Here is a 13,394-nt window from a genome sequence, read left to right on the forward strand (position 1 = left end):
CTTTCGCGCCCCGATCAGGGCCGGGTAAAGGCGGTTTCCAAGAACGTCCAGAACTGGTCGAACGCGACGTTCTCGCCCACGTAGAAGCCGAGCACGCGCGCCTGCAACATCTCCATCGTCGTGTGCAGCAAGATCGACGCGATCGTCGAATCATCTAGCGGCGGACTGGACATGCCGGCGCCACGGCAGGCGGCAAGTAGCTCGGTCAGCGCTCGGTGCTGGGGCTGCAGCAAGGCCGAAAGCTCGGCCGGACGGGTTTCGCTGAGCCGCTGATGAAAGCTGACCAACGAGCGCTGCAACAGTGGCGGGGCCGGATCGGACGCCAACCACTCGGCTTGCATGAAGGCCCGAAGGCGATCCAGCGGGTCAGTGCCCGCTTCGGCGACCGCGGCCAGCTGCCGCTCAAGGCCGCCGAGCGTGGCTTCTTCGTAGATGGCCAGGAAAAGGTCGTCGGTACCGCTGAACGATTGGTAGAAAGACCGCAGTGACATGCCGGATCGTTCGACGACCTTTCGGACGGAGAGATTTTCCGCGCCTCCCTCGCTGAGCAATTCCAGCGCGATGTGCAGGAACCGGTCGCTGCGCGCCTGAGCCCGTTTGCGCACGTCCTCGGTCGCCCGCTCCGTCGAGCGCACCCGCCAGCGCGACTCCGGCCGTGGCGCCGACGTCAACCAGGCCGATACGTCGGTGCCCGATTTGCTCACACACCACAGCGTAGCGATTCGGCGTTTCCATTAGCCGATAACGTTGGCCTCGGCTCGCGGATACACGTAGTGCTCCCGATGAGAACATGCCATGATTTCGGTGGCGCACAGGCCCGTCACGTGGGTTGTTCGGCCGTCGTCGCCGGCCGGGCAAGGGTCTGCACGCGGCGATCGGTGAAGCGCCACACCCCGTCGGATCCGCGGGCCAAGCTATCCAGGTAGCGCCCCGCCAGAGCGATGACCGTCGTACCTGCCTGACCGCTTCGGTCGAGCATTGCCCAACCACTCACAGCGCTCGCATGGTCGCCGTCGACGGTGATGACGGGATTGACGACGGCATGCAGGGTGCCAGGGCGGTCGGTGGGGCGCAGACCCGCCCACAGCGCCGCAAGCTCGGCGCGGCCCCGGTAGCTACGTCCCATCGCGGCGAAGGAACACCCCTCGTCGAACAAGTCGAGCAGTTCATCGGTCGCACCGCTGTCGAGTAACGCGCAGTAGCGCTCGATCACCCCGCGGATACGCAGCTCGTCGACCAACGCGTCGGCGGCGGTCACGCGACAACACCCTTGACCTTTAGATCAATGATGTCCTCCCAGTCCATGCCGAGGTCGTCGGTCAAAATAGCGTCCCCATGTTCATTGAAGTCGGGCGCGCGTCGCGTCGGCGCCGACTCCTCGTCGAACTGGACGGGCGTGGCCACCAGCGGGTGCTTCTCACCCGAGGCGGCCTCGGCCTGAACCACATACCCGTTGGCGATGACCTGTGGGTCGGCGGTCACCTCGATAGAGTCCTGCACCGGCGCCCACTGGCCACGGAAGTCGCCAAGGCGTTGCTTCCATTCGGCCAGCGGCGCAGAGGCAAATCGCTCGGCGAGGATCGACCTCGCGACGGGGCTGTTCGCGGCGAAGCTTGCGACATCGGCGAACCGCTCGTCATCGACCAACTCGGCCAGGCCCATCACCCGACAAGTCTCGGACCAGTAGTGGAATCCCTGCAGGCACGCCAATTGCAACCAGTGCCCGTCCGATGTCTGGTAGGTGGCCACCAGCGGGTTGCCCACATCTGTGCCGACCGGGAATGGGCCCCACGGATGGTTCAACTCGTGCGACAACGCGATGGCGGCCCCCATCGCTCACATTCCGGTGGCGAGAAGCGACACGTCGACAACCGGCGGCTGGCCCGTGCGTTCGCGATGCAGCAGTGCCGCCGAGATGCCGCCCGCGATGGTCATCGCGCCGATCGAATCGCCGTACGCGGGGGCGGGTTGGCCCGGAATCGCCTCGAACTCAACGGGTTTGGCCCCGTAGGCGACCCCGGCGCGGCACCAGTATCCCAGCACGTCATATCCCCCGCGATCGGCGTCCGGGCCGCGCGAGCCGAACCCTGATCCACGCACGTAAACGATGTTGGGATTGGCGGCCCGGATGTCGTCGACGTCGATGCGCAGCTTAAACCGAACCGCGGGCAGCTTGTTGGTCAGGAAGACATCGCAGGTCGCTGCCAACTTGTAGAGGATGTCGACGCCTTCGGGCGTGCTCAAATCCAAACCGATGCTTCGCTTTCCGCGATTCGAATGTTGAAGCAGCGGATGCCACGCACCACCGTCGAGGCCTAGGTTGCCGGTTGACATGATGCCTCGCATCGCGTCGCCGCGCTCGGCGGGTTCCACCTTGATCACGTCCGCACCCCAGTCGGACAGGATTGCCGAAGCCGCGGGAACGAAGGTGTGCTCGGCGACCTCGAGTACGCGGATCCCTTGCATCACAGCGGTCATGGCAACTGTCCTAACTGTCGATCGGTCATCGGTCCTCGAGGATCATTTCGGCGGCCCGCCATGCCATCCCCATGATGGGGCCGTTGAGATTGCCCGCCACCATCGTCGGCAGGATGGACACGTCGACGACGCGCAGCCCGGGCACCCCACGCACACGCAGGCGGGAGTCCAACGGGTCGGATTCCGCCGGGCCCATCGCGCACGCCCCGGACGCGTGATACCCGGCGCCGCCGTAGAGCAGTCCTGCCCGCAGGATGCTGTCGTCGTCGTCGACCGCGGGCCCAGGTTCGATCTCGGAAAAGATCATGTCGACCACGGGATGCTGCTCGACGATCTCCCGCATGCGCCGGAACATTGCCACCGATACCCTTTTGTCGTAATCGGTTTCGAGGTATGCGACCTCGATGCGCGGCGGTTGACTGGGATCGGCCGATCGAATCCGCACCGAGCCCTGACTGGTCGGCCGCAGTACGAAGCCCAGGAGGGATAGCCCCGCCCGGCCTTCGATGCCCCCGTCAACGGGCCCGACACCCAACGAGAAGGGTGTCATAAGCACTTGCGCGTCGGGCCGTTCGCCGGCCGGGTCGGCGCGGATGAAGGTGAGCATGTCGTAGGCGGCGGTGCCGATCGGCCCCTTGCGGGTGGTCAAATATCGCAGCCCCGCGCGTGCCTGGCCAACAGGAGTGGACAGAAACCGGTTGTAGCCTTTGTTCTCTTTGAGCCGCATCTGCAGCGGTATGCACCGGTGCTCGCGCAATCCCTCGCCGATCCGCGGGCTGTCCACCCTGACGTCGACGCCGGCCGCGGCCAATACTTCTTTCGGCCCAATCCCAGACAGTTGCAACAGCTTCGGAGTTGCCAAACTCCCGCACGAAATGATCACCTCGCGGGAGGCTCGAAGCTCCTGCTTGCCCTTGGCCGAACTCACCTCCACACCCACGGCGCGATCGGATTCGAAGACGATTCGTTGGGCGATGGCGCCGGTCAGCACCGTCAGGTTGGGCCGCTTCAAAGCGGGATACAGAAAAGCCTTCGCGGAGTTGACTCGTTTACCCTTCCGCATCGTGGCCGCGGTGTACCCGGTGCGCTCCTCGTCGGAGGCGTTGATGTCCTCGACCCGCTTGATGCCCAGAGTGGTCGCGGCATCCATCAGCGCCTCGGAGACCTCGTCGTGGGTGTTGATAACGCTTACACCGAGGGGGCCGCCGGCGCCGCGGACCGCGGAGGGGCCCAGACTGTGATCCTCGATAGTCCGGAAGACGCGCAGCATCTCGTCCCAACCCCAGCCGGGATTGCCGCGGGCGACAATATCGTCGTAGTCGGCCGCCTGTCCTCTGTTGTAGACCAGCCCATTGATCGAACTCGACCCGCCGAGTAGCTTGCCCCTGACCCAATGCTCCTGCTGTCGGTGCGGCCCAAACGGTTCCACGTCGTATTCCCACACGTAGCGCGGGTTTTTCATCAAGAACGCGAAGCCCTTGGGCATCGACACCAACGGGTTGCGGTCGGTGCCGCCAGCCTCGAGGAGCAAGACTTTGTTGCCAGGGTCCGCACTGAGCCGATCAGCCAATACGCACCCCGCAGACCCGCCACCCACCACGACGTAGTCGAACTCGCTCACCGTCAGCCTTTCCCGATTCGGTGTACTCGCTGTACGAGAACAGCGTTCTCAGCAGAGTAGCCTCGGCGGCTCAGCGACGGAAGTACCTCAGCGAATCCCCAGCGTCGAGGCGGTCCTGCGCGCGCCTGACGATTTGAGATGATCGGCAGCAATTCTCGAACCCAGTGGCATCGTCACCGGGCGCGTTGCGTGTTGGTGTAGTCGGCCTAGGAACCGGCAAGCCTTTCGGCCGCAAGGCTTACGGTCGAATGCCGTAGCCCTCGCCATCGTCGGCCAGGTAGGTGACGTCGTACCACCGCCTCGGCGGTTGGGCGGCGGTGTCGTACTCCTCGGTCGGGGTCGCCCGCTCCAGCCGGACGTCAGTCAACTGCGGATTGTGTGCGCGGACATAGTCTTCCAGCTCGGCGAGCAACGCGTCGCCGGTCAGACTCGTCTCCGCGAGCGCCCTCGCGTCGCGCTTCGCCCAACTCACGCGTATATATTGCCCCGGCCCGTCCGGCCGGCCGCGATGCGCTGGGCTATGTGGCCATCCGACCGTCGAGCACGATGCCCAGGCGGACGGCGCCGTCTCGGCGGTGCACACCCTCGATGCGCACCTCGATGTCTGGCCGCCGCGGCTTGCCGGCGGTCGACGTGGCCGGGTTCTCGAAGGTGATCATCGCCGATCTCCTCTCTCGCTGGGCCCCCGCTTTCTTCAGGGTGCGCCTGCTTTGCCGACTATTTGGGGTGCGACACGGTCACGATTAGGGCAAGACGGTGTGCATCAGCATCACGTCGTATGCCGACCACAGCGACAGGTTGAAGTAGAGATCCCGGCCCGACGACCACGGGTGGATCATCGGCGCGTAGATGCCGCCGGGCATCGAGAAGGACGACACGAGCGGTTGCTCCGGGCTCCACGGCCCCTGCGGGGCCGGTGCGGTCCGCGCCACCACGTCATTGCTGCCGCCGTTGGTGTAGAGCACCAGGTACTGCTTCAGATAGCTGTTGTACTGGGCCGACATCTCGCCCACCGGGCCGGGGAAGATCGGCGTCGCCGCGCCCGGGTTGTTGGGCACCCAGCGGCCGCCCTCGTCCCCGTTCCAGTACTGATATTTCGTCAGGTCGGGCAACTGGCCCGGTGGCACCCGCGACAGGAATGCCGCGCCGCCGCGACCCGACGGGGTCCCGAACTGGTAGAGGTAACCGTCGTTGCCCTTCATGAAGGCACCCATTTGGAAGTTCTCGTTGCCCGGGGTGAACCCGGCTCCCGGAATGGCGTCCGCGGAGGCCGTTCGGATCGAGGTCGGAAAGATGCCCCAGTTCTGGCCGTTGTCATTGGATCGGGCGATCGCCGAATAGTTCGTGCTCCATTCGCCGTCGCGGCCCCACTGCCGGATGGACATGTAGCTCATGTATTGCGTGCGGCCGATCGAGATGCCTGCGGTCGGGATGATCCCGGTCTCGTGCGCGGCCTTATGGATGGTGTTGACGACCTGCTTGGAGAGGCTCGTCGTCCACACCGGCGAACCGGAGTACCGGTCGTTGGGGACGCCGTCCGCGATGTGGATGCCGTGCGACAGGTCATGGTCCGAGCTGCGGAACAGCGTGTTGTAGCGCCACTGCTGACCCTTGACCTTGCAGTAGCCGAAGGTGTCGCCGAACGCCATCAGAACCTGGCGATTCATCGGATCGCCGTTGTCCCAGGCGATCCCGAGGTCGGTGCCCGAGATGCTGAAACGCTGCAGAGTTTTGTTGGGGCCGTCAGGGCCGGTCACCCAGTCGACGAGCGACGTCGGCGCGCCCGCGATCGAGGGCGGCGGCGGCGCCGGCTGGGGTTGCGGCTGCGGAACCGGGGCGGCGTTGGGTTGGAGCTGACCGGCGTTCGGCGGCTGCGGCAGACCGGGGACGGGCGGATTGGGACCAGGGGGAAGGACCTCCGCTTGCGGGCGCATCGGGGCGACCTGGCGACCCGGAGTTGTCGGCTTGAGGAATTGGGAGATCAGCGGGCCGAGCCGGGGCAGCGGCGCCTGGTCATTCGTGTGGGTCGGCCGGCGTCCGGTGGGCGGCTGAACGACCGGCTGCGGTGCGGGCATCGCCGGCGGTGCGACGGGCGGCTCCACGTTCGCTTCCGGTGCGCCACACGGGGTGGCGAAGGCCGACGGCGCTGGCCCGACCACGAAGACGAGTCCGACCGCGGCCGCCGACGCCATCGAGAGCGACACACTTCGAAGAATCGCCGACATGTAACACCTTTCGAGCGGCGGGGGATCGTATTGACGTCCGCAGTTGGCTCATGTGACGATAGTGATTAGAGCGTCTGTTGTGACTAGTGATGCGTTGATAGGTATCCATCCGTGACCGTGTCGCAACGCAGCGAGTCGGACGTGAACTCCGCCGGACCGCCAATTAGCTTCTGCCCCTTGTGGGCTAATGACACAGTCGTGCGAGTCATCCGCCATTTGCCGTAGTAGGCGCGCAGGATTCGCCGTAGCCCAGGCTTGGCGAGCGACGTTATCGGCGCGTCCGTGGGTGTTGCCAGCGCCGGATCCGGTGTTATTCTTCCGTGATGCTGTGATCCGTAATACGGATTGATGAGATTCGTATTACGGATCCAAGTCTCGTCGATAAGGAAGATGCCGATGAAATATCAGCGCTCCGCACTGCTGGCGGTCGCCGGCGTTTCCGTCGCTACGGCCGCGTGGCTCGGCCACGATCCCGGCCCCGTCACGTCGGCGGCGCCGGCCGGCACCGAAACCCAGGCACCCACCACCACGCCAACCCCGCTCACCACCCTGGCGCCGCCGTCGACGCTCTCGGCGCCGCCGGCCCCGTCGGCTCCGCCGGCACCACCGCTGCCGTAGCGATCGCCGGCGACACAACGCCCTTCGCGCGCGTCACCGCGCGGGTAATTGCCCGCCTCCGAGCGACAATCCGCTCGTGACGTTGCGGTCATCCCCGGTGTCGCTGTGAGGCGGGCACGGCCGCGTGTGACCGTCTCGCAGTGACTGCTGGGACGCCCGAGTCCCACGGGCGTGCCAGGCGCCCGGGTGACCGCCCGGACGCCGTGCGTCGGGCGCCCGCGCCAGGTACGCTCCCATCCGCCAGCACACCCACCGTCGCCGCGGTGTGGCGACAACGCCGGTCTCGGCAAACTCGGCCGACGCCCCGGGTGGGCGGCCCGCCAAGGAGGGCGACCGATGAGTGACCGTAATGGTTTGCGTGGCAAGCTCTTCGAAAGCCAGGCGTATCTGCGCCGGGTGGTCGCGGCCTCCATGGCCGGCACGGTCGTGGAATGGTATGAATTCTTCCTCTACGGCACCGCCGCGACCCTGGTCTTCAGCAAGGTGTTCTTTCCCCGCGGCGGCAACGAACTCGACGCGATCCTGGCCGCCTTCGTGACCTACGCCGTGGGCTTCGCCGCCCGCCCGCTCGGTGGCATCGTCTTCGGTCAGCTCGGCGACCGCTACGGCCGCAAGAGGCTGCTGCAGCTGAGCCTCTTGCTGGTCGGCGTCTCCACGTTCGCGATGGGATGCCTGCCCACCTTCGACCAGATCGGGTACTGGGCCCCCGCCCTGCTGGTGGCGCTGCGGTTCGCGCAGGGCTTCGCCGTCGGCGGCGAGTGGGGCGGGGCGGTCCTGCTGGTCGCCGAGCACAGCCCGCAGTCCAGTCGCGGCTTCTGGGCCAGCTGGCCGCAGGCCGGCGTGCCGGGCGGAAACATGCTGGCCACGGTCGTCTTGCTGGTTCTTACCTCCACACTCTCGGACCGGGCATTCCTGAGCTGGGGCTGGCGCGTCGGCTTCTGGCTGTCCGCGGTGGTCGTGCTGATCGGCTATTACATCCGCACCAAGGTGACGGACGCGCCGATCTTCTACGAAGCGCAACGCCAGCTCGAGGGCGTCAGTACCGCCCGGCTCGGCGTGGTCGAGGTGTTAAAGCGTTATCCACGTGGTGTTTTCACCGCCATGGGCATGCGGCTCGGCGAGAACACCATGTACTACCTCGTCGTCACCTTCTCCATCACCTACCTGAAGGTCCACGTGCACGCCGACACCAAGACCATCCTGTGGTGGCTGCTGGTGGCGCACGCCGTCCACTTCGTCGTCATCCCGTTCGCCGGGCGGCTCAGTGACCGATTTGGCAGGCGCCCAATCTATTTCATCGGCGCGGTCTGCGCCGGCACCTGGGGCTTCTTCGCCTTCCCGATGATGAACAGCGGCCGCAACGCCATCATCTTGTCGGCGATCGTCCTCGGCCTGGTCATCCACGGCCTGATGTACGCGGTCCAGCCCGCCGCCATGGCCGAGATGTTTCCCACCCGCATGCGCTATTCGGGGGTGTCGCTCGGCTACCAGGTCACCTCGATCGTGGCCGGTTCCCTGGCACCCATCATCGCGGTGCGCCTGCTCGAGACCTACAAATCCGCGGTGCCCATCTCGTGGTACCTGGCGGCGACCGCCGCGGTGAGTGCCGTGGCCGTCGTCACCGCCGTCGAGACCAAAGGCATCGACCTGGCGGCGATCGACTTGGCCGACGCCCGCAAACAGTCGGGCATCACGGCAGGTCAGCCCGATGGGCCCGACCCCACCGAGCTCGTCCCGGGCGCCGTCTAGGCCGGCGCGCGGCCTCGACGCCCGCGCGATCGCGCCGTCGAACAGGGCGCGAGGTTGACTCCGCATGTTTGTCGGCCGTCATACGGGGCAATGTTCCATGAGAGGCGAACGCGTCGGCCGGCCTTCGCGTCCGCCTAGGTCCCGTCGGTTCAGCCCGAGAGCCGACGGGGCCGCCCCATTTTGGGCGCCCCTCCGCCCCGCCCCCTCGCGGATAGGCCTCAACGTCGACGCGATCCAGGAGTACCGTGCGGCGTATGGATGGCTCGGCGGGCGTGTGGATCCTGGGCGGCTGGCAAACCGACTTCGCCCGCAACATGACCAAAGAGGGCCGCGACTTCGCCGCCCTGACCGCCGAGGTCGTCGACGGCACGCTCGGCGCGGCCAAGGTGAGCGCCGCCGACATCGAGGTGGTGCACGTCGGGAATGCCTTTGGCGAAATGTTCGCCGCTCAAGGCCACCTGGGCGCCATGCCGGCCACGGTCTGCGCCGACCTCTGGGACACCCCCGCCTCCCGGCACGAAGCGGCGTGCGCGTCGGGCAGCATCGCGACCTTGTCCGCGATGGCGGATCTGCGGTCGGGCGCCTACGACACGGCGCTGGTGCTGGGGGTCGAGCTCGAGAAAACCGTGCCCGGCGACACGGCCGCCCAGCACCTTGGTGCCGCCGCCTGGACGGGTCACGAGGGGGCGGACGCCCGCTACCTGTGGCCGTCGATGTTCGCTCAGGTTGCCGACGAATACGACCGGCGCTACGGGTTGGACGACGCGCACCTGCGGGCCATCGCGCAGCTGAACTTCGCGAACGCGCGGCGCAACCCCAACGCCCAGACGCGCGACTGGACGGTCCCCGACCCCATCACGGACGACGACGCGACCAACCCGATCACGGAGGGCCGGTTGCGCCGGTTCGACTGCAGCCAAATGACCGACGGCGGCGCGGGATTGGTTCTGGTCGGCGATGCCTATCTGCGCGCTCATCCCGAGGCGCGCCCCATCGGCCGCATCGACGGGTGGGGGCACCGCACGGTGGGATTGGGTCTGCGCCAGAAGCTGGACCGAGCCGCCGACGACCCGTACGTGCTCCCGCATGTGCGGGCCGCCGTCCGGGACGCGTTGCGGCGCGCGCGGCTTGCCCTCGACGACCTCGACGGCTACGAGGTGCACGACTGCTTCACCCCCAGCGAGTACCTGGCGATCGACCACATCGGGTTGACCGGCCCGGGTGAGTCGTGGAAGGCGATCGAAAACGGCGAGATCGAAATCGGCGGCCGGCTGCCGATCAATCCGAGCGGCGGGTTGATCGGCGGCGGCCATCCGGTCGGGGCCTCGGGCGTGCGCATGCTGCTCGACGCGGCCAAACAGGTCAGCGGCGCGGCCGGTGAGTATCAAGTCGACGGCGCCAAGACCTTCGGCACCCTCAATTTCGGCGGCAGCACCGCCACCACGGTGAGTTTCGTTGTCAGCTCGGCAGAAGGTGTGTGACGTGGACGTCGCGATCGTCGGCAAGTTCTTGTCCACCCTGCCCGAGGACGACGACCACCCGTACCGGACCGGACCGTGGCGTCCCCAGACCACCGAGTGGGACGCCGACGACCTCACCGCCGTGGAAGGGGAAATCCCGCGCGACCTGGATGGCATCTACCTCCGCAACACCGAGAACCCGCTGCACCCGGCGCTGAAGACCTATCATCCGTTCGACGGCGACGGCATGCTGCACATGGTCGGCTTCCGCGACGGAAAGGCGTTCTACCGCAACCGTTTCGTGCGGACCGACGGCTTCCTGGCGGAGAGCGAGGCCGGCGAGCCGCTGTGGCCGGGGCTGGCCGAGCCGGTGCAACTGGCCAAGCGCGAGAAGGGCTGGGGCGCACGCACCCGGATGAAGGACGCATCGAGCACCGACGTCGTCGTGCACCGGGGCGTCGCGCTGACCAGCTTCTACCAGTGCGGCGACCTCTACCGCGTCAATCCGTATTCGGGTGAAAACCTGGGCAAGGAGACCTGGAACGGGCGGTTCCCCACCGAGTGGGGCGTGTCCGCGCACCCCAAGGTCGACGCCAAGGCCGGCGAGCTGCTGTTCTTCAGCTACAGCAAGCGCGACCCCTACATGCGCTACGGCGTCGTCGACCAGAGCAACGAGCTGGTCCACTACGTCGACATCCAACTGCCCGGACCGCGGCTGCCCCATGACATGGCCTTCACCGAAAACTACGTCATTCTCAATGATTTCCCGTTGTTCTGGGATCCCGCCCTGCTCGAACACGACGTGCACGTGCCGCGCTTCTATCCCGACATCCCGTCGCGCTTCGCGATCCTCCCCCGCCTCGGCGGCCCCGGTGACATTCGGTGGTTCGAGGCGGACCCGACGTTCGTGCTGCACTTCGTGAACGCGTATGAAGAGGGTGACGAGATCGTGCTCGACGGCTTCTTCGAGGGCGATCCCTCGCCGGCCGACACCGGTGGATCGAAGTGGGACAAGCTGTTTCGCTTCCTGGCGCTGGACCGGCTGCAGTCGCGGCTGCACCGTTGGCGGTTCAACCTGGCCACCGGCACCGTGCGGGAGGAGCGGCTGTCGGACTCCATCACCGAGTTCGGCACCATCAACCCCGACTACGCCGCGGGCAATTACCGCTACGCCTACGCCGCCACCGGCAAACCCGGCTGGTTCCTGTTCGACGGGCTGGTCAAACACGACCTACGGACGGGAAGCCAACAGGAATTCTCCTTCGGCGAAGGCGTCTACGGAAGCGAGACGGCGATGGCGCCGCGGGTCGGCGCCACCGGTGAAGACGACGGCTACCTCGTCACGCTCACCACCGACATGAACACCGACGCCTCCTACTGCGTGGTCTTCGACGCCGGCCGAATCGCCGACGGACCGGTGTGCAAACTTCAACTGCCCGAGCGCATCTCGAGCGGCACGCATTCCACGTGGGCACCCGGGGAACAGCTGCGACACTGGCACACCGCGGAGTCGGCGGCCGGAGCGGTTGGGCTGTGATGGCCCACCATCCCCGCCGCACCACGCACTGGCCGCCGGAGCTGGCGCCGATCGGCGGCATCCGGTTCGCGCGCCGGTCATCGAATTTCCAAGACACGGTGCGGTTCTACCGCGAGGTCGTCGGGCTGCCGCTCTTCGAGACGTTCGGCGAGAGCTACGGCAGCAACGGCGCCATCTTCGGCCTACCCAGCTGGAACCTGACCCTGGAGATCGTGGAGTCCGTCGAGCCCGTCGCGGTGGACCACCACGAACAGCTGTGCCTCTACTTCCCCGACCGCCAGGCACAGCAGGCGGCGATCGCGCGGCTGCAGGCCGAGGGACACGAGCCGGTCGAACAGCATCCGTACTGGGAGGCGACGGGCGCCGTCACCTACCGAGACCCGGACGGCCGGGAAATCGTGTTCGCGCCCTTCGTGTTCGGCGTCAACGAGCCGAGCGAGAGCGCCAGCTCCGGCAAACACGAGTTTCCGTCGCCGTAGGTCCTCAGCGGCCGGACCGCCGCGAAGCCACCGCCGCGATGACCGCGGCGATCGAACACACCACCGCGCACACCGCCGCCACCGCGCCGACGTAAAGGCCGTACTGCGCCGACACCGGCGGATTGACGTTGAGCTTGTAGTACCATGCCGTGAGCGCAACGATCAGCAGCGAGATCAACAGTGCGCCAATCGAAGCCAGCCGCACCGACAGGCCGCGCCCGACCATCGCGCCGGTGACCAGCAGCGCCGACGACAGCAGCACTATGAGCTGGCCGGCGCCGAACCCGCGCGGAAGTTCCAGGTTGCCGTGCGCGCCCCCGATGGCGTTGGCCCAGCCCCCGCCGTTGACGGCCGTCGTCAGCCACGGCAGCCACGCACTGGCCGAGATCACCAACGCGAAAAGCGCCACCAGCCAACCAGGGCGCAGCCGGCGAGTCATGCTAGGGAGATTAGCCCACGTGAGACCGCCGCCGTGGGATCGAACGTCACGCTCGCGTGGCGCCCGACGACGGCCGCCACGCTGGCGTGACACTCGAGCGAGCGAGGCGCCCGAGGCTCAGCGGCGAGCGGCGCCGTGTCCGTTCATGCCGGGGTCGGGCCGGGTGAACACCGTGACGAAGTTTCGCAGTGACGTGTCGATGTCGCCCCGCAGGGCGGCGGCGACGATCATGCCGATCGGCCCGAACAGCGCCGGGCCGCCGAGGTGGACGTCGAAGCTGACGATGGAGCCCTCCTCGGCGGGCTGCACCTTCGCCATCAGCTTGACCTTCACGCCGCCGACGCCATCGCCGTTGAGCGTCATGCCTTCCGGCGGCTTGTACCGCACCACCGTCCACTTGATCCGGTTGTACATGCCCTTGACTTCGACGATCGACTCCACGACCGTGCCCTTGTCGATGTCGTCGGGCAGTTTGCTGCGCCACACCCGGTGGATGGTCAGCCAGTCCTTGTACCGGGACAGGTCGGAGGCATGCTTCCATGCCACCTCGGGTGGCAGCGGGACGTCGATGGATCCGGAGAGTTTCGCCATGAGCTCAGTTCTGGTTGTCGCCTTTTGCCGCGGCCTCGGCCGCCTTCTTGGCCTCTTCCTGCACTTTGTGAATGGTGTCGGAGTACTTGCCCTGCGTCTTGTCGTCGACGAATTCGCCGGCCTTGTCGATCGCCGACTCGACTTTGTCGGCGTTCTGCGACAGCAGGTCTTTGGCCTTGTCGAAGAATCCCATGTAC

14 protein-coding genes and 1 pseudogene are annotated in these 13,394 nt (G+C 66.8%); 5 read left to right on the forward strand and 10 right to left on the reverse strand.

The features are described from left to right. Positions 1–14: 14 nt before the first annotated feature. The 7 genes and pseudogenes from A5681_RS10705 to A5681_RS10730 all read right to left on the reverse strand — a co-directional run bounded on the left by A5681_RS10705 (position 15) and on the right by A5681_RS10730 (position 6,324). A complete protein-coding gene (locus A5681_RS10705; protein WP_067273423.1) occupies positions 15–704 on the reverse strand; it encodes a TetR/AcrR family transcriptional regulator in 690 nt (229 codons plus the stop codon). 116 nt (positions 705–820) lie between these two features. Next, positions 821–1,258, reverse strand: coding sequence for a nuclear transport factor 2 family protein (locus tag A5681_RS10710; RefSeq protein ID WP_067273425.1), 438 nt, complete (start codon positions 1,256–1,258; stop codon positions 821–823). Next, positions 1,255–2,478: pseudogene (locus A5681_RS10715) on the reverse strand (CaiB/BaiF CoA transferase family protein). The gene A5681_RS10710 and the pseudogene A5681_RS10715 overlap by 4 nt, the downstream one beginning before the upstream one ends. Positions 2,479–2,503: 25 nt before the next feature. Beyond that, the gene (locus A5681_RS10720) at positions 2,504–4,099 is read right to left on the reverse strand and encodes a GMC family oxidoreductase (protein WP_067273427.1); all 1,596 of its coding nucleotides are present in this window, start codon (positions 4,097–4,099) and stop codon (positions 2,504–2,506) included. A gap of 238 nt (positions 4,100–4,337) precedes the next feature. After that, a complete protein-coding gene (locus A5681_RS10725) occupies positions 4,338–4,571 on the reverse strand; it encodes a hypothetical protein (RefSeq protein WP_067273429.1) in 234 nt (77 codons plus the stop codon). Positions 4,572–4,617: 46 nt separating this feature from the next. Further along, positions 4,618–4,758, reverse strand: coding sequence for a hypothetical protein (locus tag A5681_RS27085; protein ID WP_156737934.1), 141 nt, complete (start codon positions 4,756–4,758; stop codon positions 4,618–4,620). Between the two features lie 84 nt (positions 4,759–4,842). Beyond that, positions 4,843–6,324 (reverse strand): DUF4185 domain-containing protein, encoded by a 1,482-nt coding sequence (locus A5681_RS10730; RefSeq protein ID WP_067273434.1) that lies wholly within the window; start codon positions 6,322–6,324, stop codon positions 4,843–4,845. 348 nt (positions 6,325–6,672) lie between these two features. Between A5681_RS10730 and A5681_RS10735 the strand changes: the two genes are divergently transcribed. The 5 genes from A5681_RS10735 (at position 6,673) to A5681_RS10755 (ending at position 12,167) form a co-directional block, all read left to right on the forward strand. After that, complete coding sequence (locus tag A5681_RS10735; protein WP_156737935.1) at positions 6,673–6,942, forward strand: hypothetical protein; 270 nt, start codon at positions 6,673–6,675, stop codon at positions 6,940–6,942. A 336-nt stretch (positions 6,943–7,278) separates the two neighbouring features. Further along, on the forward strand, positions 7,279–8,691 hold the full coding sequence (locus A5681_RS10740; protein ID WP_067273449.1) for an MFS transporter: 1,413 nt from the start codon (positions 7,279–7,281) through the stop codon (positions 8,689–8,691). A 254-nt stretch (positions 8,692–8,945) separates the two neighbouring features. Beyond that, on the forward strand, positions 8,946–10,172 hold the full coding sequence (locus A5681_RS10745; protein ID WP_067273452.1) for an acetyl-CoA acetyltransferase: 1,227 nt from the start codon (positions 8,946–8,948) through the stop codon (positions 10,170–10,172). Position 10,173: 1 nt separating this feature from the next. Further along, complete coding sequence (locus A5681_RS10750) at positions 10,174–11,688, forward strand: carotenoid oxygenase family protein (protein ID WP_067273455.1); 1,515 nt, start codon at positions 10,174–10,176, stop codon at positions 11,686–11,688. After that, positions 11,688–12,167, forward strand: coding sequence for a VOC family protein (locus A5681_RS10755; protein WP_067273457.1), 480 nt, complete (start codon positions 11,688–11,690; stop codon positions 12,165–12,167). The genes A5681_RS10750 and A5681_RS10755 overlap by 1 nt, the downstream gene beginning before the upstream one ends. A 4-nt stretch (positions 12,168–12,171) precedes the next feature. Here A5681_RS10755 and A5681_RS10760 read toward each other — a convergent pair whose 3' ends face one another. The 3 genes from A5681_RS10760 to A5681_RS10770 form a co-directional block, all read right to left on the reverse strand. Then, positions 12,172–12,606 (reverse strand): hypothetical protein, encoded by a 435-nt coding sequence (locus tag A5681_RS10760; RefSeq protein ID WP_067273460.1) that lies wholly within the window; start codon positions 12,604–12,606, stop codon positions 12,172–12,174. A 117-nt stretch (positions 12,607–12,723) separates the two neighbouring features. Then, the gene (locus A5681_RS10765) at positions 12,724–13,197 is read right to left on the reverse strand and encodes an SRPBCC family protein (RefSeq protein ID WP_067273464.1); all 474 of its coding nucleotides are present in this window, start codon (positions 13,195–13,197) and stop codon (positions 12,724–12,726) included. A gap of 4 nt (positions 13,198–13,201) precedes the next feature. Further along, the gene (locus tag A5681_RS10770; protein ID WP_067273466.1) at positions 13,202–13,390 is read right to left on the reverse strand and encodes an antitoxin; all 189 of its coding nucleotides are present in this window, start codon (positions 13,388–13,390) and stop codon (positions 13,202–13,204) included. Positions 13,391–13,394: the final 4 nt, after the last annotated feature.

The sequence above is a fragment of the Mycobacterium scrofulaceum genome, from assembly GCF_001667885.1.
Taxonomy (GTDB): Bacteria; Actinomycetota; Actinomycetes; order Mycobacteriales; family Mycobacteriaceae; genus Mycobacterium; species Mycobacterium scrofulaceum_C.